This is a genomic window from Scandinavium sp. NPDC088450 (assembly GCF_044900545.1).
In the GTDB taxonomy this organism is placed as follows: Bacteria; Pseudomonadota; Gammaproteobacteria; order Enterobacterales; family Enterobacteriaceae; genus Scandinavium.
The window spans coordinates 77,822-100,385 of record NZ_JBJDNI010000008.1 but is presented as its reverse complement, the minus strand read 5'-3'; the positions used below and the strand labels follow the sequence as shown (position 1 = coordinate 100,385).

General features: G+C 52.8%; 23 protein-coding genes and 3 tRNA genes. 10 read left to right on the top strand and 16 right to left on the bottom strand.

Features of this window, described 5'->3' with window-relative positions; all coding sequences use genetic code 11:
• Positions 1-50: 50 nt before the first annotated feature.
• On the bottom strand, positions 51-839 hold the full coding sequence (fhuF, locus tag ACI2I2_RS09580; RefSeq protein WP_404657700.1) for a siderophore-iron reductase FhuF: 789 nt from the start codon (positions 837-839) through the stop codon (positions 51-53).
• A 95-nt stretch (positions 840-934) separates the two neighbouring features.
• A complete protein-coding gene (locus tag ACI2I2_RS09575) occupies positions 935-1,999 on the bottom strand; it encodes a GGDEF domain-containing protein (RefSeq protein ID WP_404657699.1) in 1,065 nt (354 codons plus the stop codon).
• 217 nt (positions 2,000-2,216) lie between these two features.
• On the opposite strand from ACI2I2_RS09575, the gene ACI2I2_RS09570 reads away from it, so the two are divergent.
• Positions 2,217-2,495 carry a DUF1435 domain-containing protein gene (locus ACI2I2_RS09570; RefSeq protein ID WP_404657698.1) on the top strand — a complete coding sequence of 93 codons (279 nt, stop codon included), beginning with the start codon at positions 2,217-2,219 and terminating at the stop codon, positions 2,493-2,495.
• A gap of 38 nt (positions 2,496-2,533) precedes the next feature.
• Here the strand turns inward: ACI2I2_RS09570 and ACI2I2_RS09565 are convergent.
• The 4 genes from ACI2I2_RS09565 to rsmC form a co-directional block, all read right to left on the bottom strand.
• Positions 2,534-2,619: transfer RNA gene (locus ACI2I2_RS09565), tRNA-Leu, on the bottom strand.
• Between the two features lie 30 nt (positions 2,620-2,649).
• Positions 2,650-2,736: transfer RNA gene (locus ACI2I2_RS09560), tRNA-Leu, on the bottom strand.
• A 27-nt stretch (positions 2,737-2,763) separates the two neighbouring features.
• Positions 2,764-2,849: transfer RNA gene (locus tag ACI2I2_RS09555), tRNA-Leu, on the bottom strand.
• Positions 2,850-3,019: 170 nt separating this feature from the next.
• The gene (gene rsmC, locus ACI2I2_RS09550; RefSeq protein WP_404657697.1) at positions 3,020-4,048 is read right to left on the bottom strand and encodes a 16S rRNA (guanine(1207)-N(2))-methyltransferase RsmC; all 1,029 of its coding nucleotides are present in this window, start codon (positions 4,046-4,048) and stop codon (positions 3,020-3,022) included.
• Between the two features lie 129 nt (positions 4,049-4,177).
• Here rsmC and ACI2I2_RS09545 point away from each other — a divergent pair, with 129 nt between their 5' ends.
• The 7 genes from ACI2I2_RS09545 (at position 4,178) to ACI2I2_RS09515 (ending at position 9,790) form a co-directional block, all read left to right on the top strand.
• A complete protein-coding gene (locus tag ACI2I2_RS09545; RefSeq protein WP_404657696.1) occupies positions 4,178-4,591 on the top strand; it encodes a DNA polymerase III subunit psi in 414 nt (137 codons plus the stop codon).
• On the top strand, positions 4,560-5,006 hold the full coding sequence (gene rimI, locus ACI2I2_RS09540; protein WP_404657695.1) for a ribosomal protein S18-alanine N-acetyltransferase: 447 nt from the start codon (positions 4,560-4,562) through the stop codon (positions 5,004-5,006). Before ACI2I2_RS09545 ends, rimI begins: the two co-directional genes overlap by 32 nt.
• A gap of 20 nt (positions 5,007-5,026) precedes the next feature.
• On the top strand, positions 5,027-5,701 hold the full coding sequence (gene yjjG / locus ACI2I2_RS09535) for a pyrimidine 5'-nucleotidase (RefSeq protein ID WP_404657794.1): 675 nt from the start codon (positions 5,027-5,029) through the stop codon (positions 5,699-5,701).
• Between the two features lie 90 nt (positions 5,702-5,791).
• A complete protein-coding gene (gene prfC / locus ACI2I2_RS09530; protein WP_404657694.1) occupies positions 5,792-7,381 on the top strand; it encodes a peptide chain release factor 3 in 1,590 nt (529 codons plus the stop codon).
• A gap of 334 nt (positions 7,382-7,715) precedes the next feature.
• Positions 7,716-8,330 carry a molecular chaperone OsmY gene (gene osmY, locus ACI2I2_RS09525; protein WP_404657693.1) on the top strand — a complete coding sequence of 205 codons (615 nt, stop codon included), beginning with the start codon at positions 7,716-7,718 and terminating at the stop codon, positions 8,328-8,330.
• Positions 8,331-8,441: 111 nt separating this feature from the next.
• Entirely contained in the window at positions 8,442-8,603 is a 162-nt protein-coding gene (locus ACI2I2_RS09520) for a DUF1328 domain-containing protein (protein ID WP_071777480.1), read from the top strand.
• Between the two features lie 113 nt (positions 8,604-8,716).
• Positions 8,717-9,790: a patatin family protein gene (locus ACI2I2_RS09515; RefSeq protein ID WP_404657692.1), complete on the top strand. Its 1,074-nt coding sequence runs from the start codon at positions 8,717-8,719 to the stop codon at positions 9,788-9,790.
• A gap of 39 nt (positions 9,791-9,829) precedes the next feature.
• Here the strand turns inward: ACI2I2_RS09515 and ACI2I2_RS09510 are convergent, their stop codons facing one another.
• The 8 genes from ACI2I2_RS09510 to ACI2I2_RS09475 all read right to left on the bottom strand — a co-directional run bounded on the left by ACI2I2_RS09510 (position 9,830) and on the right by ACI2I2_RS09475 (position 17,345).
• Positions 9,830-10,900, bottom strand: coding sequence for a fimbrial protein (locus ACI2I2_RS09510; RefSeq protein ID WP_404657691.1), 1,071 nt, complete (start codon positions 10,898-10,900; stop codon positions 9,830-9,832).
• Between the two features lie 27 nt (positions 10,901-10,927).
• Positions 10,928-11,677, bottom strand: coding sequence for a molecular chaperone (locus ACI2I2_RS09505; protein WP_404657690.1), 750 nt, complete (start codon positions 11,675-11,677; stop codon positions 10,928-10,930).
• The gene (locus ACI2I2_RS09500) at positions 11,643-12,170 is read right to left on the bottom strand and encodes a fimbrial protein (RefSeq protein WP_404657689.1); all 528 of its coding nucleotides are present in this window, start codon (positions 12,168-12,170) and stop codon (positions 11,643-11,645) included. The genes ACI2I2_RS09505 and ACI2I2_RS09500 overlap by 35 nt, the downstream gene beginning before the upstream one ends.
• A gap of 13 nt (positions 12,171-12,183) precedes the next feature.
• Entirely contained in the window at positions 12,184-12,726 is a 543-nt protein-coding gene (locus ACI2I2_RS09495) for a fimbrial protein (RefSeq protein ID WP_404657688.1), read from the bottom strand.
• Positions 12,723-15,350, bottom strand: a complete 2,628-nt coding sequence (locus tag ACI2I2_RS09490; protein ID WP_404657687.1) for a fimbrial biogenesis usher protein — start codon at positions 15,348-15,350, stop codon at positions 12,723-12,725. The genes ACI2I2_RS09495 and ACI2I2_RS09490 overlap by 4 nt, the downstream gene beginning before the upstream one ends.
• 39 nt (positions 15,351-15,389) lie before the next feature.
• Positions 15,390-16,094: a fimbria/pilus periplasmic chaperone gene (locus ACI2I2_RS09485; protein ID WP_404657686.1), complete on the bottom strand. Its 705-nt coding sequence runs from the start codon at positions 16,092-16,094 to the stop codon at positions 15,390-15,392.
• 59 nt (positions 16,095-16,153) lie between these two features.
• Positions 16,154-16,714 carry a fimbrial protein gene (locus ACI2I2_RS09480; protein WP_404657685.1) on the bottom strand — a complete coding sequence of 187 codons (561 nt, stop codon included), beginning with the start codon at positions 16,712-16,714 and terminating at the stop codon, positions 16,154-16,156.
• Positions 16,715-16,790: 76 nt separating this feature from the next.
• A complete protein-coding gene (locus tag ACI2I2_RS09475) occupies positions 16,791-17,345 on the bottom strand; it encodes a fimbrial protein (protein ID WP_404657684.1) in 555 nt (184 codons plus the stop codon).
• Positions 17,346-17,781: 436 nt separating this feature from the next.
• Here ACI2I2_RS09475 and ACI2I2_RS09470 point away from each other — a divergent pair, with 436 nt between their 5' ends.
• Together ACI2I2_RS09470 and ACI2I2_RS09465 are read left to right on the top strand one after the other, a co-directional pair.
• The gene (locus ACI2I2_RS09470) at positions 17,782-18,561 is read left to right on the top strand and encodes a TatD family hydrolase (RefSeq protein WP_404657683.1); all 780 of its coding nucleotides are present in this window, start codon (positions 17,782-17,784) and stop codon (positions 18,559-18,561) included.
• Between the two features lie 161 nt (positions 18,562-18,722).
• The gene (locus ACI2I2_RS09465) at positions 18,723-20,000 is read left to right on the top strand and encodes a NupC/NupG family nucleoside CNT transporter (RefSeq protein ID WP_404657682.1); all 1,278 of its coding nucleotides are present in this window, start codon (positions 18,723-18,725) and stop codon (positions 19,998-20,000) included.
• Here ACI2I2_RS09465 and ACI2I2_RS09460 read toward each other — a convergent pair.
• Both ACI2I2_RS09460 and ACI2I2_RS09455 read right to left on the bottom strand, forming a co-directional pair.
• Positions 19,995-20,858: a YjjW family glycine radical enzyme activase gene (locus ACI2I2_RS09460; protein WP_404657681.1), complete on the bottom strand. Its 864-nt coding sequence runs from the start codon at positions 20,856-20,858 to the stop codon at positions 19,995-19,997. The genes ACI2I2_RS09465 and ACI2I2_RS09460 overlap by 6 nt on opposite strands.
• Positions 20,830-22,368, bottom strand: coding sequence for a YjjI family glycine radical enzyme (locus tag ACI2I2_RS09455; protein ID WP_404657680.1), 1,539 nt, complete (start codon positions 22,366-22,368; stop codon positions 20,830-20,832). Before ACI2I2_RS09455 ends, ACI2I2_RS09460 begins: the two co-directional genes overlap by 29 nt.
• Positions 22,369-22,564 lie beyond the last annotated feature (196 nt).

Here is a 22,564-nt window from a genome sequence, read left to right as displayed (position 1 = left end):
AAAGCCCCGGTAGCGTGATGCGACCGGGGCTTTTTGCATTCTGAATGTGCTTATTTTAGCGTGCAGTCACCGCACTGTTGCACGTCTGGCAAGCGGTAGCGCTGGCAGCAGGTGCGACGCACTAACACGCCTTCACGCATGACAACAGTTCGCCAAAGTGGATTGTCCTGGCCGTCCGATAGTTGTTTTGAGAAGAACAGATGCTCACGCAGAGCATTGACCTGCTCATCACCCAGCAACGTCTTCATCTCATTCAGATACCAGTTAATCAGATAGCCGGTATTACTCCAGATGAGCTTCCCGTTAATATCACCCGTTGCTTCCAGCGTGGCGACAACAGGCATCAGGGCTTGCGTCACCAGGCGTTCCATTCGCTCAATAGAGGAGGCCTGAGTGAGGGCATGATCTTCCTGCACATCGACCCAGAAACAGGCCGCACGACCGGTTTCGTGAAACTCGACGTGAAAATGGTGCGGGGAAAGATCGAGTGCGCGCTCTTCCGTCAGCAACGAAAGCATCAACGCAGGAACCTGTAAGCCGAAATACCATTGCGCCCACAACGAAAGCAGAGGCTTGTTTTCTCGTGCCTGCGTCAGGTTGTTGCGGTAAATATGGTCGGAATAGGTCGCCAGCAGGGAAGTGAGTTCAGCGGGATGGCTCCACGTTGAGAGCGTCATGCTGCTGTGCGGAGGCGTTTCGCTGAACCGCATAAAATCGAGCAGGTGTGGGCGATGCTCGGCCACTTTATCACGCAAAGCATCAGCGAGCGTCGGCCCCTGCTCAATGAGCGGTGCACGCCGGATGATCTCTTCACTGAAAGGGGCGGAACGGTATGCCATGGCTGCGATTGGATACAAATCTAAATGATAATGATTGCCAATCCTAGCTATAGGTGAACGCAATCGCAACTGTTTTTACGTTTCCCGGCAGGTTTTCAACGCCCGGTTAAGGCTTCGCTGGTAAGGATATTGTTGCGCCCCAGATGTTTGGCTTCATAAAGCGCTTTATCTGCCTGTTCGAGTGCCGTCTCCACCTCTTCCCCGAGCAATGGAGCAAGCCCAATACTGACGGTTACGTTGGTTGCTACGCTGTGGTTGAACATGTGTGGGATTTTAAGATCGTACACACGCTGACGGATGCGCTCAGCGGTTTGCAATGCGGCTTCTGCCGTTGTTGAGGTGAGCACGACCATAAACTCTTCGCCACCGTAGCGGGTCACAATGTCTCTGGAACGCACGGCATCGCGGACTGCGGCTGACACCTGAATCAGCGCCTGGTCGCCCATCATGTGGCCATAATGATCGTTGTAGGCTTTGAAGTAGTCGATATCGAGCAGCAACACGTAATGCCCGCTGGCATCCAGCGAGAGCAGCGTATCGAGGCGATTTTGCAGGCCGCGGCGGTTGTACAGCCCGGTCAGCGGGTCGAGCATACTCAGGTCATTCAGCGTCTGCCGTTCTTCCAGCAGTCTGAACATGAGCCCTTGAGCAAAGTTGTCGTTGCGCTTCTGGATAACGCTCTGGATGCTTATCCCAATCACCGGCAAGGCAAAGCAAAAGACCATGCGGACCCACTGATCGCCCTCACCGAGAAACAGGCAAACCGTTAAAACGGGTAACGAATGTAAGGTGAACGCGATGATATTATTGGAAAAAGCAATCGCACCGACAAACAGCACGCTTAATAAGGCAATCACCAAATAGCTGAAATTAGGCTGGTGCATCAGCGGTGATTTAATGGCGACATGCCAGGCCCATAAACAGCCAAACAGGATTGAGATCGCCGGAATATTGATTTTCTTTTCACGCCAGACCCAATGGCTCAGGAGCAAACCCGCGCTGCCCAAGGTGATGGTGAGCAAAGGAAGTGTTACGGCCGCCACGTGATACACCGGGCTGACCATCGAAAAGAGCGATGAGGTTAAATTAAGGAATAAAAACAGGCGTAATGAAAACTGATATTTTTTAATACGCAACGAACGCCAGGATTGTGCTGTCATGTCAGGAAATCATTAATTATTGTGGGATTACAGAAACACTAGCCGACAGAAATGACAACATTCGCACGGGAACGAATCGCGCGAGTTATTGTTCAGGATCACTAATCTATTCGGATTATTCTTACAATTTATCACCTTCAGCCAGGACTGTCACTCGCGTGAAAGTAAAGAGTGGAAGGGCTTTCTCACTTAACTTGCAAATGATAAAAATTATCATATGATATTGGTTATCATTATCGATTTAAGAGATGAAACCATGTTGCAGCGAGCGTTAGGCAGTGGGTGGGGCGTGTTGATTCCTGGTGGCGTGTTGGCGCTGTTGGGATTTGCGGGTCTTTCTGTCGAGACCTGGAAAGGGCTTATTGTTCTGGGTTTGCTGCTGACTTGCGTCATGATCTGGCACCGGCAATTACGCCATTTCGTGCTGCTGCCATCGGCGTTCGCGTTGATCAGCGGAATGATACTGGTGATGATGAATATGAAACTGATGGGATAAAAAGGACAAACCGGGAAGAGAAGAGAGAGATAAGAGACTGGTGCGAGGGGGGGGACTCGAACCCCCACATCCTAAGGACACTAACACCTGAAGCTAGCGCGTCTACCAATTCCGCCACCTTCGCACAGAAATCTTATCGTGATATTGCCCTCTTTGGTGCGAGGGGGGGGACTTGAACCCCCACGTCCGTAAGGACACTAACACCTGAAGCTAGCGCGTCTACCAATTCCGCCACCGTCGCCCAGTGTGAGCAATATCTTGTAGTAGTTGGTGCGAGGGGGGGGACTCGAACCCCCACATCCTAAGGACACTAACACCTGAAGCTAGCGCGTCTACCAATTCCGCCACCTTCGCAACTCATCGACTCTTGAAAAGAATCTCTACTACGGAGGCGCATTCTAGTGGTTTTAGCACTTTCGTCAACAGTTAATTGCACGGCTTTTTTTAATTGTTGCAAAAGTGGGCGTTAAGCGGCAGGAAAAGCAAAACGCCCGGGCACAAGGCCTGCGGGCGTTTCAGGGCGATTACTTTTTCGCCTGGCGGGTCATAACAGTGCGATAGACTTTGAAGCGGCCAGTCTGGGCAATCACCTCGTGAAAGCCAAAAATCTCATCCAGCACTTTCGGGTAAGGCAAAAAGGCGTTGGCGACAATGCGCAGCTCACCGCCGCTGTTCAGATGGCGCACGGCACCACGAATCAGCTGCTGTGTGGCTTCCAGGCTGGTCTGCAACCCATCGTGGAACGGCGGGTTTGAGATAATCATATCGAAGCGGCCAGTGACCTCAGAGAAGACGTTGCTGGCAAACACTTCGCCTTCAAAACCATTGGCAGCCAGGGTGGCGCGGCTGGCTTCAACCGCTGGTGCGCTCACGTCGCACAGAGTCAGACGAACTTTAGGCGAGTGGCTCGCCAGCACGGTGGCGAGCACGCCTGCGCCGCAGCCCACATCCAGCACTTTACCTTTGGTATGTGGCGTCAGGGTGGAGAGCAGCAGCTGGCTGCCAACATCGAGGCCATCACGGCTGAACACGCCCGGCAGGGTTTTCACGGTCAGACCTTCGAGCTGATATTCGCCCCAGGCTTTTTCCGGGTTAAATTCAGGCTGTTTTTCGAGGCGTCCATGGTACAGACCACAGCGGCGAGCGCTGTCGACTTTATTCAGTGGCGCGTATTCCGCGAGCATTTGCTCAGCGCTACGCACACCGCTACGGTTTTCACCGACCACAAAAATGTCCGTCCCGACAGGCATCAGAGACAAAATGTTAGTCAGCTGATACAGCGCTTCCGGCTTGTTTTTCGGCCAGTAGTAAATCAGCGTATCGCACTCGGCAACGTCCGCGGCTTCAGCGGTCAGGCTAAAGCGAACGTTTTCACCCATCTGGCGGCTAAGCACCTGCCAGTGGTGATATTGCTGGGTATGCGCACGGCTAAAAGCGCTGTCCAGACGAGCGGGCAGGTCATCCTGCAGATCACCGGCAAACAGAATACGGCTTTGTTCGAAATCATCACTGTGACGCAGCAAGACTTCACTTGCCGGAGATAATGCAGACATAAAAAATAATCCTGGATTGAAGACGGGCGGGATTATACACGTTTACAGCAAGACTGCCTCCCTGCTTTATTGGCGCAACTTCGCCGAATTTGCTATATTTCCGCGCCTGACAGACAGGAGAAACCCGCGATGACATCCCGACGAGACTGGCAACTACAGCAACTGGGCATTACCCAGTGGTCATTGCGTCGCCCCGCGGTGTTGCAGGGCGAAATCGCTATCTCTCTGCCTGAGCATATTCGTCTGGTGATGGTGGCCGAAACGCTGCCGTCACTGACCGAACCGCTGGTGGGCGATATTCTCCGTGCCCTGGCGGTCACGCCGGACCAGGTGCTTCAGCTTACGCCGGAAAGGGTTGCGATGCTGCCGCAGGGCGGGCGTTGCAACAGCTGGCGCTTGGGTGAAAACGACCCCGTGGCGCTGGAAGGCGCGCACATCGACAGTCCGGTCTTCGAACAACTTCAGTCCAGTACCGCGGCTCGCGCTGCGCTCTGGCAACAAATTTGCGCACATGAACACGATTTCTTCCCTCAGTCAGACTGATTTACCGCGCGCCTGGCAAATTGAACAGCGCGCCCATGCTTTCCCCTGGAGCGAACAGACGCTAGCCAGCAATCAAGGGGAGCGTTATCTGAACCTGCAACTGACGGTCGACGGTGAGATGGCGGCTTTCGCCATCACGCAAATCGTGCTCGACGAAGCAACCCTGTTCAACATTGCGGTCGATCCGGCCTTTCAGCGCCGTGGGTTAGGCCGTGAACTGTTGGAACAGGTGATCGACGAGGTAGAAAAACGCGGCGTTGTCACGCTGTGGCTGGAAGTCCGGGCATCGAACGTTGCCGCCATCGCCCTGTATGAAAGCTTAGGCTTCAACGAGGCAACCGTTCGACGTAACTACTATCCAACCGCGGAAGGACGTGAGGACGCCATCATAATGGCACTGCCAATCAGTATGTAAGACAAGGGTTTACGATGAAGATGTGGGACTGGATTTTCTTTGATGCCGATGAAACGCTGTTTACCTTCGATTCTTTCAGCGGCTTACAGCGGATGTTTCTCGACTATAGCGTGACGTTTACCGCGGAAGATTTCCAGGACTATCAGGCCGTGAACAAGCCTCTGTGGGTCGATTACCAGAATGGTGCCATCACGTCTTTACAGCTTCAGCATCAGCGTTTTGAGAGTTGGGCTGCTCGTCTGAACGTCAAACCTGGCGACCTGAATGACGCGTTTATGAATGCGATGGCAGAGATTTGTGCGCCATTACCCGGTGCGGTTTCGCTGCTCGATTCGCTTCAGGGCAAGGTGAAGATGGGTATTATCACCAACGGGTTTACGTCTTTGCAGCAAATCCGTCTTGAACGTACCGGGCTTCGCGATCATTTTGATTTGCTGATCATTTCTGAAGAAGTGGGCGTTGCAAAACCTGACGCTCGCATTTTTGATTACGCGCTGGAACAGGCCGGTCATCCGGATCGTTCGCGCGTGCTGATGGTGGGTGATACGGCCGCTTCTGACATTCTGGGTGGCATGAATGCAGGGCTTTCGACCTGCTGGCTGAATGCACACCAGCAGGTGCTGCCGGAACACATCAAGCCCACCTGGACCGTAACGTCGCTCGGCGAGCTGGAGCAACTCCTGTGTAAACATTGATTGTCAGCCCCTCCCGTACGGGTAAAATAGCCGCATTTTCGTATTCAACATGCGTGGCTTAGTGCCGCGTTTACTTAAGAAGAACTGACTATGACGTTGTCTCCTTATCTGCAAGAGGTGGCGAAACGCCGCACTTTTGCCATCATCTCTCACCCGGATGCCGGTAAAACAACCATCACCGAAAAGGTGTTGCTGTTCGGACAGGCTATCCAGACCGCCGGTACGGTGAAAGGCCGCGGCTCCAGCCAGCATGCAAAATCTGACTGGATGGAGATGGAAAAACAGCGTGGGATCTCCATCACTACCTCGGTGATGCAGTTCCCGTATCGCGACTGCCTGGTGAACCTGCTGGACACCCCGGGTCACGAAGACTTCTCGGAAGATACCTACCGTACGTTGACGGCGGTTGACTGCTGTCTGATGGTTATCGATGCCGCGAAAGGCGTTGAAGACAGGACCCGTAAGCTGATGGAAGTCACCCGTCTGCGCGATACGCCGATCCTGACTTTCATGAACAAACTCGACCGTGATATCCGCGATCCGATGGAAGTGCTGGATGAAGTTGAGCGCGAGCTGAAAATTGGCTGTGCGCCCATCACCTGGCCGATTGGCTGCGGTAAGCTGTTCAAGGGCGTGTACCACCTTTATAAAGATGAAACGTATCTTTATCAGACCGGTAAAGGCCACACCATTCAGGAAGTTCGCATCGTCAAAGGGCTGAACAACCCGGAGCTCGACGCCGCTGTTGGCGAAGATCTGGCACAGCAGCTACGTGATGAACTTGAACTGGTGCAGGGCGCTTCCAACGAGTTCGATCAAGAGCTGTTCCTGGCCGGTGAAATTACCCCGGTCTTCTTCGGGACCGCATTGGGTAATTTCGGCGTAGACCATATGCTCGACGGTCTGGTGGAGTGGGCGCCTGCGCCAATGCCACGTAACACCGATACCCGTCTGGTCGAAGCGAAGGATGAGAAATTCACCGGTTTCGTCTTTAAGATTCAGGCCAACATGGACCCGAAACACCGCGACCGCGTGGCGTTTATGCGCGTGGTGTCCGGGAAATATGAGAAAGGCATGAAGCTGCGTCAGGTACGTATCGGCAAAGATGTCGTGATTTCCGACGCGCTGACCTTTATGGCGGGCGACCGTTCGCACGTGGAAGAAGCTTACCCGGGCGACATCATCGGTCTGCATAACCACGGTACCATTCAGATTGGCGACACCTTCACCCAGGGTGAAATGATGAAGTTCACGGGCATTCCGAACTTCGCGCCAGAACTGTTCCGTCGCATTCGTCTGAAAGATCCGTTGAAGCAGAAACAGCTGCTGAAAGGGCTGGTTCAGCTATCAGAAGAAGGCGCGGTGCAGGTCTTCCGCCCAATCGCCAACAACGATCTGATCGTTGGCGCGGTTGGGGTACTGCAGTTCGACGTAGTGGTGGCGCGTCTGAAGAGCGAGTACAACGTTGAAGCCATCTACGAATCCGTTAACGTGGCGACAGCGCGTTGGGTTGAAAGCTCAGATGTGAAGAAGTTCGAGGAATTCAAGCGCAAGAACGAAATTCAGCTGGCGCTGGATGGTGGCGATAACCTGACGTATATCGCGCCAACCATGGTTAACCTCAATCTGACTCAGGAACGTTACCCTGACGTTCAGTTCCGCAAAACCCGCGAGCACTAATCCCTCCTCAGAGCACGGCCTGCGCCGTGCTCTCGCTTTTCTCCTGCCTGTTGATTCCGTTGCAGAAAGTTCTTAAATGAGCCCATTCCTGCCGTAAAAGGCCACTTTTTAACCGTTTGGCCGGGCAGCCTCAAAATTGTTGGCTATATTTAACAAAGTGATGACAAGTTTGTTGGCTTAATTGGCTAATAAATTAGTGCTACATGGCGAATTAACCCACTGTACTTGTCCATCGCGATATTAATAACTGTACGACTGCGGTGATTTTCACCCCTACAGCAATGCGATCATGAAGATCGCCTGAGCTCAAATTCTGAGCAAACCACAGGAATCGATGATGATGACAAGCAAAAACATGTCCAAAACACTGCTGGCTGTGATGCTGGGTACGGCACTGATGAGCGGTACTGCACTGGCTGAATCCACCATGGATAAAGCGCAATCCACGGCCGACAGCGCCGGCAAAAGCATCGACAGTTCGATGAACAAAGTTGGCGGCTTTATGGATGACAGCAGCATCACCGCGAAAGTGAAAGCGGCGCTGGTCGATCATGACTCCATCAAAAGCACGGACATTTCGGTGAAGACCGACAATAAAGTGGTCACCCTGAGTGGTTTTGTTGAAAGCCAGGCTCAGGCTGAGCAAGCGGTGAGCGTCGCGAAAGGCGTGGAAGGCGTAGCCTCCGTCAGCGACAAACTGCACGTCCGTGACAGCAAAAACCAAAGCATGCAGGGGTATGCGGGCGACACCGCAACCACCAGTGAAATCAAGGCCAAACTGCTGGCCGACGACATCGTGCCTTCCCGTAAAGTGAAAGTCGAAACCACCGACGGTGTGGTTCAGCTTTCGGGAACGGTCGATTCCTCAGCACAGAGCACCCGTGCTGAAAGCATCGCCAAAGCTGTTGATGGCGTAAAAAGTGTGAAGAACGACCTCAAAGTGAAATAAGTCTGTAGAGACATACTTCCCCGGCAGCTTGCCGGGGGCACGAGTCTGTCGTTTTGAGTGCCTGAGCGTTCATCAAAGCGGTCGACATTAACTATGGTAAAGGAGCATCGTATGTTTCGTTGGGGCATTATCTTTCTGGTTATCGCGTTAATTGCCGCCGCGCTGGGCTTTGGTGGTCTTGCGGGTACGGCCGCGGGCGCCGCCAAAATCGTCTTTATCGTCGGTATCATTCTGTTCCTGATCAGTCTGTTTATGGGACGCCGGCGCCCATAGCGACGTTAAATTTTCGTAACAAAAGCCAGCCCATTGGGCTGGCTTTATCAGTTTAAGACAATCCTTATCTGCGTTATGGTGAAGTAACAGAACAATCAAAACGGGAAAGCAGTGTGGGACAGCGAATTCCGGTTACGCTCGGCAATATTGCGCCGCTTGCCGTAAAACCTTTCAATCCCGGCGAAATTGCGCTGGTGTGTGAAGGCGGTGGTCAACGTGGCATTTTCACAGCAGGCGTGCTGGATGAGTTCATGCGCGCACGATTTAACCCTTTCGACCTTTTTCTCGGCACGTCTGCCGGGGCGCAAAACCTCTCCGCGTATGTGTGCAACCAGCCCGGCTACGCCCGAAAAGTCATCACCCGTTACACCACCTCCCGCGAATTCTTCGACCCGATGCGCTTTGTGCGCGGCGGCAACCTTATCGATCTTGATTGGCTGGTTGAAGCGACCGCCAGCAAAATGCCCTTAGCGATGGATGTGGCGGCACGCCAATTTGATGCAGGCAAAGCCTTCTACATGTGTGCTTCAAGAGCAGACGACTACTCGCCCGGCTATTTCTCCCCGACACGCGAAACGTGGATGGATCAGATTCGTGCTTCCAGTGCGATCCCGGGTTTCTACCGGCCAGGCGTAACGCTTGATGGGGTGAACTGGTTAGACGGCGGCGTGAGCGATGCAATCCCTGTACAGGAAGCGGTGAGACGTGGGGCTAAAACGGTGGTGGTTATCCGCACCGTGCCGTCGCAGATGTATTATACCCCGCAGTGGTTCAAGCGTATGGAACGCTGGCTTGGGGAAAGTAGCCTGCAGCCGTTTGTGAATCTGGTTCAGCATCATGAGCAGACGTATCACGCTATTCAGCAGTTCATCGAGACGCCACCAGGTAAAATTCGCATCCTTGAAATTTATCCGCCGAAGCCACTCAACAGCATGGCGCTGGGCAGCCGCCTTCCGGCCTTGCTCGAGGATTACAACGTGGGGCGGCAGTGCGGGCGCTACTTCCTGGCAACGATGGGAAAAATGCTCGCAGAGAAACCCCCTTTGCATCGCTTCAAACCGCGAGTGGCTTCGCCTGCACCCGTGGTCGTGCCGCCAGCCGCGGTAGCGAACGATGTGCCTGCGGCTGCGTTGGTGAATGCACCACAAGCTAACGACGCGAATTTTGATAATGAAGGGTTAGCGTAAAACGAGGTGGCGGTTTGGGCCGCCACGATCTCCTCAGCGTCACTCAAAATCGATGCGCAGCAGGGCCAGAGAGGTGAAGGTGCCTTCAGAGGGCATTTTACCCGTGGTGCTAATGGGATACGTTTGTAACGTCACGTTAGCCTGGCTGGAGCCGTCGAGGGCGAAGGGGACGTAGCTAGTCGAGTCGTTGGGTTTGAGAATCGTGCCGTCGCTATTGGTTATCACAATTCCCACATCGTCGTTATCGCTTTGAATCGCCTCGGGGCGATCGCTCGAGGCACGGCCCTGCACCCTGAGATGAAGATTGGCATAGGCATTAACGTCGTTACATTCCACCGGCACATTAAAGGTCTTCGGTGTGAAGTTTTTGGCTTTCTCCCCAGCAGTTTTAAAGTCGCCGTTAAATGAGGTTCCCAAATCCACGACAATCTTAGTTCCCGCATTTATGGTGCAGTTTTGCGGCACGGTGACGCTGCCGGAGATGAACATGTCGACTGCCGCCACGGCACCATGGGTGGGGGCTGCCACATCGCCAATGGTCCAGTAAGTTGAGCCCACATAGGTGTTTGCCAGATAAGAATTACCCACGAACGATTTTTTAATTCGCAGCGTCACGCGCAGCAGACTCCCCGTGTGTGTCCCACCAATTGCAATGGCGTTAGAGGCCCCACATTTATACTGTTTTGATGAGGATGAGTTGTGCTTACCTTCGAAAGGAAACGAGTAATATGTCCCACCCACAGTGTTTGATTCTATTGCTACCTGGAGATATTCATTGGAAGGAATGCCGAAAAAATTTAATCCTCCAATCGTATCTTCCAGTGGGAGTGTAGTGTCTCCCCACAGCCACAGCCACTGATAGGGTCCACCGGTACAGCTGCAAACGATATTAATGCTGCCATTGGGCGCCTGAAGCTCAATGGCGGGGATTAACGTGCCTGACGCATTATCGTCCGGGTCATTAATCTCCTTAGGGCCATAGTCATAGCTGGCGGGAACTGTTCCGCCCTCAGGGTTACAAGGGCCGGTTGAGGCTGCGTGGGCAGCTCCGGAAAAGAGTTCGCCCAGGCATAACAGCGAGAACATCAGGGGTAATAGTTTTTTCATCATGTTGGTGTCAGGGTTGAACGTTAAAAGTCAGTCATCGGAACGTGGATTCGCGAAAGCGCTCGGTGCAGCGGTTGCAACCGGCATGATTTTGCCGAAGTCGTTTAGCGTCTGCCATTTCACCAGGCATCCCGCCGTGGCCTGGCAGTCTGTGAAGGTGCGTTGGCTATAAGGGGCCACGACACCAGCATCCGGGTGTGCATGTCCGTTGAAACTCAGATTAAAAAGCGTCACGTAGTAAGGCGTCGGATTGCTCACTTGCAGTCCATGGGCCTGACGAATCCATTTGAGTTGCCGCCAGGCCTCTCTGGATTCGCCTTTCAAACCGGAAGGCCGATAAATCAGCTTTAAGTTCGTGCGTACCGCCATCTGCACAGCGTTACCGTTGGCGTGACCTGATGGAATAGCCGCCACGCTCAGCGTAAACAGGGTTTCGCGATCTTTCGGTAAATCAGCGGAAGTCTGAATGATGCGTAGCGAGTTTTCCCTTCCTGGCTTAAGGCTAAAAAGCGGTGGAACAGCGCTGAGTCTGGCGGGATTTTGTTTGGCCATTGGCGCAAGCGTGCCTGCCCATTTTCCGTTGCTGTAAAGGGTGGTGTTCACCAGCCACGTTCGATTACTGGTATTGCGCAGCGTCACGCCCAGGCTTTTTTGCCCTTCATGATAGATAAAGCGTGTGCCGCCGATGATCACCCCCGCATGACTCGCGGCGGTGAGGCACAGCAGCAGAAGACTAAGGTAAAAGTTACGCATAATGCAGAGTGAAAGTGGCTGAAGCATTGACCGTACCAGCGACAACAGGCTGACCGTTGGCCATAAAATTGGCGTAGAACAGCAGTTCAACGGCGGGCTGATTCGCTTCCAGCTTAGTGCTTTCACCGACAGTGTTGATGGGCAGAAGTGCCTTGTCGCGATCGTAGATGGCTATCCCCAGGCCTGCGGCATTGCCAGTTCCTGTGGGAATCGCCAATAGCGTGCTGTCACTCGCATCTGCGGTGCCGTTAAAGGTGACGCTAACGTTGCTGACGGCCGCGCCACATTGCTCCAGATTGATGATGAAAGCCTGAGGCAAAGAGGTATCCCCGGCTTCGCGGAAATCTTTACTGGCGACATTGCCCAGTTTGACGGCCACGCTTTGTGAGTCGACCGCCACTTCACAGGTGTTGTCCTGGATGTGGCCTTTGACGTTGATGGTGCCATCTGCGGCGTTGGCAAGTGGCAAAGCCGCTATCAAACTGGCAACCAAAACCGGGACGTAATGTTTCATGTTCATGGTCAGGTCACCCTTATTGATAACTGAGGTCAAAGTACATAACGGCCGTCGCATCGCCGCTGGTTACGGTGGCGGCGGTGGATTTGTAGCGCAGAGCGAAGTTCAGCTGGTTATCGCCTTCGGTTAACGGGTAAACAGTTGAATCAGCGTTGTTAATTGAGATTGGCTGCTGGTTGGCATCAATAATTTGCACCCCAATGCCCGTTGCCAGCGTGCCATTCCCTTCGGTATCGCTCAGTGCCAGCAGCGTGGGATCGGTGGTATCAGCCGTTCCGGTGAAGGTGATTTTGGCACCTTCGATGCCAGCAGTGCATCCTGTCAGATTGATCGGAAAGTCTTTTGCGGTGGTCACACTCCCCACGGAAGGGAAATCTTTGGCGGCGAAGTCACCGATCGTCACCGTCTGGTTTTGACTGCCACTTTCCACATCACAGGTCTGCGGGAGGATGGTTCCTGAAATAACCAGGTTCGCAATATCGGTATCATCACCGGCGGCATCCAGGGTAAAACCCAGCAGGAAGCAGGACAGTGCCAGCGTCAACAGTCGTGTGTTCACTTACAGTCTCCGGTGAGTCGGGTGATTATCTGCTGCTCTGCATCTTCCGGCAGAACATAGTCAAATTCGCAATGAGCGCTGCTGCTGTTTCCCCACTGGGCGGTGAGTTTGCCCTTCGGCGCCAGCGCGGTGAGATAGACCTGCCCGTCATCGCCCACCAGGCTGCCGCTGCCTTCATCATCACGAGAAACGGTAGCCCCGAACGGGACCGAGCGGCCGTTATGCTTCAGAGTGATCAACGCTCGCAGGCCGACATGGGCTTTAAATTCAGCCAGCACCAGTGCGCCTTTCGTCGGGATCACGGTGGTAACAGAATCATCGATATCCACGTTGTTGCTGAGGGAGTTGGTGTCGATGGCCATGCGGTTCTGGCGATAGTTGGTGGCATAAGGCACAACGGCATAACCACGCCAGTCGGTGCGCAGACCGTTGTTGCCTTCGATATGCACATCGGAAGCACCAGGTGCGGCGATCAGCACGTTGGTATCGCCCAACGGCTGGCTGAACGTCACCCCGTGGCGATGGGCCACGATGCCACCTGACATGCCATAGTTCACCTGCTGGTAATCACCGTGGTCGTTATAGCTGTAACCGATATTGGCCTGGTTATAGGTGCCTTTATAGCTCAGGTTCGCCGAGCCATTCAGCGCGCCACCGTGGTTGCTGTAGCCCTGTTGAACGCTGTAATCAAGGTTGTTGTCGTCAAGCAACGTTCCACTCAGACCGGCGTTTTGCGACATATTGCCGTGGCTGTCGCTGTTCATACCCAGGGTGGCGTAAACGTTGTGCTTCGGCAGGGCTGAGTTATCCGCTGGCGTCAGCCACTGGCTGAGTGGCAGTGAGAAGCTAAGGGCGAAGATCTGGTCTTTGCTGTCAGAACCCGGCGCCTGGTTGTAGCTGTAGCTCAGGTTGTAATTGACGTTACCAACATTGCCGCTGTAACCCATCTGCAGCAGGGAGTTGGTCTCATCGGTATTCCAGTAGCTCTGACGGCTGGCGGTCAGATACAGGGAACCGAAATCCATGACCTGCTGTGACAGGTTGGCTTCGACTTTGCCTCGTTTGTTGTAATAGAGGTTGTAGTAATCGCTCCAGGCGGGCTCGTGATCCTCTGGACCATCCTGCGTCTGCACGGTGTAGCCGGACATATGGCTATAGGTGGTGTCCTGCAGGCTGTAGAAACCTTTGGTGGAATAGCGATAACCCAGCAACTGGATATTAGTGCCTGCATCGTTAAGCGATTTTGCATACAGAAAACGCAAAGACTGCCCGTGATGAACGGAGTCATCCATCAACGTGCTGGTGGCCTGAGTGATATCGGCAGAAACGGCACCGTAATCCCCCATGTTCAGCCCTAAACCAAAAGCAAAAGCCCGGTAATCCCTGGTGAACTGTGATCCGCCATAAGTCGTCACCCCATGCGGTAAGCCCCAAATCAGGGTGAACTGAGCAAGACTGACATCTTCCTGCTGGTCGTTACCGCTACGATAGCGCCCACCGACTATGGAGTACTTCATTCTGCCTTCACGCTGAAGAAGAGGAACGGAAGAGTAGGGCACCGTGTAACTGTTAATGCTGCCGTCGTTTTCTTTAACTTCAACGGTCAGGTCACCACTTGAGGACGTCGCATACAGGTCTGTGATTTCAAAAGCGCCGGGTGGGACATAACTCTGATAAATGGTGTAGCCGTTCTGTTTGACCGTGACCTGAGCATTGCTCTTGGCGATCCCACGAACCGTTGGCGCAAAACCACGCTGGCTGTCCGGTAGCATGCTGTCATCCGATTCCATTTTGGCGCCGCGAATGCTCATGCCATCGAAAATCTCCGAAGAGGTATAGGTATCGCCGATAACCAGCGTGCTACGCAGCGGAATAATGGCGCGCTCAACGTAGGTGCTGATGTGCTCCCAGGACTTCTCGCTGTGTTGATTGTCTTTGTTGTAGCTAAAGGTGGACGCATCACGTAAGCGCCATGGGCCAATGTTTAACCCGCTGTTAAGGTTGAGGAAGTAGCTGGTCTGTTTACCGCCATCCGCCTCGCCACGGTTGCGGCTGTTGGAGCCGGTGAACTGATAATTGAGCAATAACGCATTGATCCCATTGTCCCATTGCTCTGGCGGAATGTATCCCCGCACCTGGTTCGCTAACGCGGCCTGGGGGATACTAAGATCAAGGCGTAATTGTTCAAAGTTGAAAGAGGCCTGAGCGTCCGGAATGACTTTGCTGATATCCACACACTCATCGGGCTGCTTGTCTTTAAGCGTCTCAATGGCTCTGACATTGACGCCCATGGCTTCAAGTGATTTGATTTTCAGGCACGGGTAAAGCCCTGTGCCATCGCCAGATTTCGCACCCGTTTCGCCCTGGGCCTCTTTAGCTTTAAAGGTGATATCCCGGGCATCCAGTAATTTCTGATTGAGATAGATGTCGACGCGATAGACGCCGGGCGCCTGGCTGTCGCTTTCAAAATGCGATAAATCAGCCACGGCATTCGGGTCAGCAGACAAGAATGCCGGGTTGAAATAGTTATCCGCAAATCCCTCCATGGGAAACAGGCCGACAAGCAACGCCAGTGGCGTCAGCCTGAACAGCCTCAACGGATTGGTAGACAGATAAATAGACATTTATTCCCTGAATCGTCTTTGGCAAAAAGGGGAAGCCCCTTACTTCGCACAGCTCTGTTTAGGTGTGTTAGCGCCGAAGTCATTCACTGTTTCAAAGGTGACCGCACCGGTTTTGCCGCCAGGAATGCTGACTTCAGCTTTGTTTTGAGGTGCCACCATGGTGTTGTGCAGCTTTTGCCCACCGACATAGAGGTTGACCATCGTTACGTAATAAGGCGTGGGGTTTTTGACGATAAGGTTGCTACCGCTAATGCTACAGGTCAGAGATTTTGGCGCGTTAATCGCCTGAGTCGGCAGGTTCTTCGGGCGGACAAAAAGTTTGATCACACTCTGGGTGGCAATTTGTAAGGTGTTGCCTTTGAGCTGGCTTTTATCCACCGAAGGAATGGCCTTCACGTTGAGATAAAACAGGCTTTCTTTATCGGTCGGCAATTTGGGCCCGGTATACATGATACGCAGGGTATTTTCTTTCTTCGGATGAATCACAAACAGGGGCGGCGTTAGCACGAAGTCCGGTGATTTGCTGTCGTCGGGTTTAGAGACCCAGGACTGAATCAGGAATGTGCCATTATCGGTCGAGTTAATAATCGGCAGCGTGGCCTGCTTTTCGCCTTGCGAGTAAATAACGCGAGTTGCACCCAGCGCAATCCCGCCAGCATGCGCGGCCTGAGATGTCAGTAAAAGAAAAGCAGAAACCAATGCAGCTTTTAGACGATGATTTTTGGCGACAGTGTTAAATTTCATAATTGCCTACTATTTATTCAGTTTTAAAAGAGAGTCCAGCCGAATAGAAAGTGGCTTATTTACTGATATAAGAGGTTAAACCACACTTCTGATTGCGCTATTCCAGGCTTAACATCCCGGTCCGTTGACCGATATTTGGCGCTGAAATGCAATACGGTTTCTCCATTCAAAAGCACGGTGCTTCTAAGCGGAGTTGAATTAGGTACAACGAGGTTGCCCGTTGAATCAAAGATGCCAATTCCGATGCCCTGGGCTGCGTTGGGGGTGCCGCTAACCTGAAAGACTTGAGGATCTTTGCCATCGGTAAGCCCGGTAAACATCACCGACACGTTTTTGCTCACGTTGGTGCTGCAATCATCGAGCTGAATTTGAAAATCAGTGGGGACTTGCCAGTCGCCAATGCTGTGAAAGGCTTCTTTTCGAACCTGTCCCATTTGAACGGTTTGGTGTGCGCTGGCGGTATCCACGGTGCAAGCAGCGTTCACGACTCCCCCGTGAAAGGCGACTCTTCCGCCCGCAATCCAGACTTCTCTACTGGCTAACCCTGGTGTGCTAAAGGTGAGTAAACAACAACCGATAACAGCAGCAATCAGAGTGGTGTGATCTGGTCTGGTACGCATCGCACAATCCTTTTGCAATAAACGTATGCTTAAGATGCAGCCCCACAAGCCGTGGCCGTTGGGGCCGCATAAAACATTACTGGTAGTGCAGGTCGAACGTGGTCGTTCCGCTGACAATACCTGCGGTCGCAGCCGAGCCTGTTGCGACATAATCAACGCTGAAAGTCAGGTTGTTGATACCATCGTGCAGCGAGAATGGCGTGGACTGTTCAACACCCGGAGTCAATTCAGTACCGGCCTGATCGTACAATTGCAGAGCAACTTGCTGGGCAGCACCTTGACCCGCAGTGTTTGCCAGAGCCGTGGTCACTGTGGCATCGGTGGTCCCTTTAAAGGTCACTGCAACCTGAGAACTTACGGAAGTCTCACAATCCTGCAGAATGATGTTAAACGGAACTTTAGTCCCCGACGTTGCCCCTTCTGCGTCCATACGTTTCAGGCGAACCTGACCCATCTGGACAGTCTGATTGATGGAATCAGCATTAACAGCACAGGCCGCATCAACCACAGAACCGGTAAAGTTAACGATGCCACCAGAAACTGTGGTTTCAGTACCCGCAGCCTGAGCAATATTGATGCTTGCACCCGCCAGAATTGCGGTAACAGCCACAGCTAAAATTTTATTCTTCATGAATATAACCATTCCATTTGATTTGATACTTGAGAGTGTACCTACATCGTGAAACTTAAAATTCGTTCAGGGCTGAATGCCGTTATAAATATTTTAAGTCCACTACAGGACGCGGATGATTAATTAGATTGCTTTATGAGTCAATAAGTAACCAATCATGCATTTTTTGCATTTTTATTTTATCTGTTGAAAATTAAGTGTTTTTCTTTGATATGTTTAAATTTAAACATTTATGTATTTTAAAACCAAGGTGTTACCACCTTTTAGGTTGGTAATTATATTGAATTTAGTTTTTTAGATAATTCAATTTAATGAAATTGAAATTAAAAGGAGGTTTGTTCTTATCCTTATTTTATTAGGGGGGATAAAGGCATCGCCTCAGGATCCTATACTTGATATTCTTAAACGAGGAATGTTAGCGGACCCGAGGTGCGGCATGAGTTTCCAGTTTATCGACACCCATTGTCATTTTGATTTCCCCCCGTTTGTTGATGACGCCGAAGGCAGTCTGAAAAAGGCGGCTGCGGCAGGCGTGGAAAAAATCATCGTGCCTGCGGTCGAAGCGTCACGTTTTGAGCGTGTGCTGTCCTTGGCCGCGACACATTCGCCTCTCTATGCCGCGCTTGGCCTGCATCCTATTGTCATTGAAAAGCACACTGAAGAGAGCCTTGAGTTGCTGGCAGAGCAGATCGCAAGCAAGCCGCAAAAGCTGGTGGCTCTTGGCGAAATTGGCCTCGATCTTTACCGTGAAGATCCTCAATTTGAACGTCAGGTTTATTTCCTCGAAGCGCAATTCAAACTGGCGAAGCGTTACGACCTGCCAGTTATCCTTCATTCACGTCGTACCCACGACAAACTGGCGATGTTGCTCAAACGCCACAACCTCCCGCGAACGGGTGTTGTTCATGGGTTTTCTGGCAGCCTGCAACAGGCGGAGCGTTTCGTGCAGTTGGGGTATAAGATCGGTGTGGGTGGAACGATAACCTATCCGCGCGCCAGCAAAACACGCGATGTCATGGCACAGTTGCCACTTTCTGCATTACTTTTGGAAACTGATGCGCCAGATATGCCGCTTAATGGTTATCAAGGGCAACCTAATCGCCCAGAACAAGCTGCTCGTGTTTTTGAATGCCTGTGCGAGCTGCGTTCCGAATCGCCTGATGAAATTGCCGAAACGCTTACTGGTAACACATTGAAATTATTTGCGGGATTATAATTAGCGCCAATTTCAGTGATGTAGATCTCATAATTTATTATTACATTCATTTTATTGCCTAAAACGTGTGACGTGTACGCACAGAATAGTGACGGATCGTTATAATCGGCGGGCTTGAATTCGTCTCCCCTTTTATCACTTTCAATACACAGGGACTCTGTATGCAAATCCTTATGGGCTTGATTGGCATGGTGGTGCTGCTTTCCATCGCCTTGCTGCTGTCGAGTAATCGCCGTGCCATCAACCTTCGTACCGTTATCGGTGCCTGGCTGATTCAAATCGGTATCGGCGCATTGATCCTTTACGTCCCCGCGGGTCGCCAGGTTCTGCTGGCTATGTCGGAAGGTGTAGCAAACGTTATCGCCTACGGTAATGAAGGGATCAGCTTCCTGTTTGGCGGCCTGGTTTCTGACAAAATGTTCGAAGTCTTCGGCGGCGGCGGCTTTATCTTCGCGCTGCGTGTTCTGCCGGTTATCGTCTTCTTCTCCTCATTGATCGCGGTGCTGTACTACCTCGGCATCATGCAGTTTGTTATCCGTATTCTGGGTGGCGGTCTGCGTGCCGTGCTGAAAACGTCCCGTACTGAATCACTGTCTGCCACAGCGAACATTTTCGTCGGTCAGACTGAAGCGCCGCTGGTGGTGCGTCCTTATATCGCCACCATGACACGTTCTGAGCTGTTCGCGGTCATGTGCGGTGGTTTGGCGTCTGTTGCGGGTTCTGTTCTTGCGGGTTATGCGCAAATGGGCGTTCCACTGGAATACCTGATTGCAGCGTCGTTTATGGCGGCCCCGGGTGGTCTGCTGTTTGCGAAAATCATCCTGCCTGAAACGGAAACCCCAAGCGATTCCCCGGATCTGGAAAAACAGAATCCGGATATCGACAGGCCTTCCAACGTGCTGGATGCGGCGGCTTCTGGTGCGGCTTCCGGGATGCAACTGGCGCTGAACGTCGGTGCAATGTTGCTGGCGTTTGTGGCGCTGATCGCGTTGCTGAACGGCATTCTGTCCGGAATCGGTGGCTGGTTCGATTATCCACAGCTCTCTATGCAGTTGATCCTCGGCTGGGTGTTCTCACCGCTGGCGTGGGTGATTGGTGTGCCATGGAGTGAAGCAAACGTTGCGGGCTCGTTTATCGGTCAGAAGCTGATCATCAACGAATTTGTGGCGTACATGAACTTCGGTGAATACCTGAAAGAAGACGCGGTGGTTGCTGCGGCTGGCCTGCAGGTGATTTCTGCTCACACTAAAGCGATCATCTCCTTCGCGCTGTGTGGCTTTGCCAACCTGTCGTCCATTGCCATCCTGATTGGCGGCCTGGGCAGCATGGCACCGAATCGTCGTCACGATATCGCGCAGCTTGGCCTGAAAGCCGTTGCGGCAGGGACGCTCTCTAACCTGATGAGCGCCACCATCGCCGGCGTGTTCCTTGCGCTATAAGTAAAGTACCGGGAGGATAACGTTGCTTATCCCCCGCACCTTCAGCGCCTGTGCCAGAGGTTCCACATCTTCTGCACAGGCGCTTCGCCAGCCTTTCGCTTCGCCATAAACACCCTGAGCATGAAACGCATTCAGCCGTATCGGCAGTTCTCCCAGTTCCCGAATAAACAGGCTTAACGGCTCGATAAAACGCAGATAGTCGGTGTGTTCCGGGATAACCAACAGGCGCAATTCAGCCAGAAGGTTCTGTTTCGCCAGCCAGCGAATGCTCTCTTTGATTCTCCCATTTCCTCGCCCGGTCAGCGCCAGATGCGTGCTGTCTTCCCAGGCTTTCAAATCCACCATCACGCCATCGCAGTGTGGTTTAAGTTTTTCCCAACCGCTTATGCCAAGCTCGCCATTGCTGTCCACCAGACAGGTGAGATGGCGCAGTACTGGTGTAGCTTTCAGCGCGGTAAACAGTTCGCAGATAAACGGCAACTGAGTGGTGGCTTCACCGCCGCTGACGGTAATCCCTTCGATAAACGGGGCCGCGCGTGAAACCTGTTTCAGGACATCTTCCACCGACAGCATTTGCGCCATCGGCGTGGCGTGCTGTGGGCACATTTTCAGGCAGGTGTCGCACTGCTGGCAGTTCGCTTCCTGCCAGTACACTCGACCCGCCTGAAACGTAAGTGCGCCGTGCGGGCAATGCACTGCGCAGTCTCCGCAGTCGTTGCAGCGCCCCATCGTCCACGGATTGTGGCAGTTTTTACAACGCAGATTGCAGCCCTGTAAAAACAGCGTCAGACGGCTACCGGGGCCGTCGACGCAGGAGAAGGGGATGACGTTACTGACTAAAGCGCATCTGCTGCTCATGGCTCACTACTCTTGGCTGACGTTCCAGAATGCGGGTGTTGCGTGCAGCTTCTTCGCCAAGCCAGGTGGTATTGGTTCGCGAACCTTCGGCGCGGTATTTTTCCAGATCGGATAACCGCACCATGTACCCCGTGACGCGAACCAAATCGTTGCCGCTGACGTTGGCGGAAAACTCGCGCATCCCGGATGCAAAAGCGCCGAGGCACAACTGCATGACGGCCTGCGGATTGCGTTTAATGGTTTCATCGAGCGTTAAAATGTCGCTGATGCCGGAAGGATAATACGCATGATGTGGCGCCACGGTGAGCAGGTGGCTGACTGGATCAGGTTCGCTGCCGTAAGGAATTCGCGCGCCCGGCGTAGTGCCACTGTCTGAACTGATACCGGATTGTGCATGCAGCAACGCGCGCTGCTGCCAGCCATATTTCACCGGCGTGTTTTCAACGAACTCTGCAAGCCACGCACTGATGCGCCAGCCGAGGGCATTCGCTTCTTCATCATTACCGTAGCGGGCTGCGCTGTTCGTTTTCTCGCACAGTTCATTGACGGCTTCTGCGAGGGCATAAATACCGAACATTGGCGTAAAACGTTGCGGGTCAATCAGCCCTTCCGTCACCAGGAAGCTATTCTCAAAGAAGTGAGAGTGCTCATAAAGGAACGAACAGCGTGCATCAATAATGCTGATTTGCTGGCGGCAATAGTGTGGAAGCTGGACGTTGAAGAAGTCTTCCGTTGAGGCGCTGCGTTTCGCCACTTCTTTCAGATTGAGGCGTACCAGTGTGCTGCCCCCTCCGGCCAGCGGCAGCGAGTTGTAACAGCTGACAATGCCATAGTGATTTTTTGTGAATATTTTATCATTGACTGGTCCGTTAGCGATGTGCGGCTTGCTGCATTCACAGATATTTTTACTCACCTCCAGCAGCAGATCTGCTGGCGTGATAGCGGGATCGTAGATAAAGGTCAGGTTTGGCGCAACCTGCTTGAGTTCAGCGTCTGCACGTAAAATGGCGCGTGTGACTGGCGTATCCTGTGGGCCGATATTTACATGGGTGAAGGCGTCTGGCAGGACTCTGTCGAGGTAGCGCCAGAAACGTTTTATGCGGATATCGATGTCTTCTTGTGTTAGAATTTTAACATACGGCAAGAGGATCTGATCCAGATGGCCCAGATAAACCGGCATCGAGGTGACGGAAGGGACATGGTGGAAAAGGATCGTCAGCAGCGAGAGCGCGTCATCCAGATCTTTCGCGCCTTCAAGCTCCAGCCACTGCGAGCCGTGAGCCAGGAAGCGCGCGTAGTCGGGTAAGACATAGCGAGGTTTGAAAGGAGCATGTCCTTCAAACATATCGCAAATCACGCCTTCATCCAGCGCCGCTTGAGCACTCTGCGGTAAGGCCGGGTAGGGCAGTGCATTTTCAGCCTCAAGGGCCAGGAAATGACGTTTTTGTTCCGGGCTTAAGGTTTGGCTTGTCACAATGTTCTGGCAACGTTGTTCAAATGAGTCAGACATAGAAGATCCTCAGACGCGTTGGCGATGAGGGCATTGTAGAGAAAAGCAGCGGACGGGCTTTTGATCCCATCCCACTCGTACAGTGATAAAGAGTGATTTAACTCTCATTATGGTGATGCAAATATGCATGCGTGTTTCATTAACTGTGATGAGGATCGATGTGCAACCGTGGGTCGGTGTTAAAATAGTCACAGAC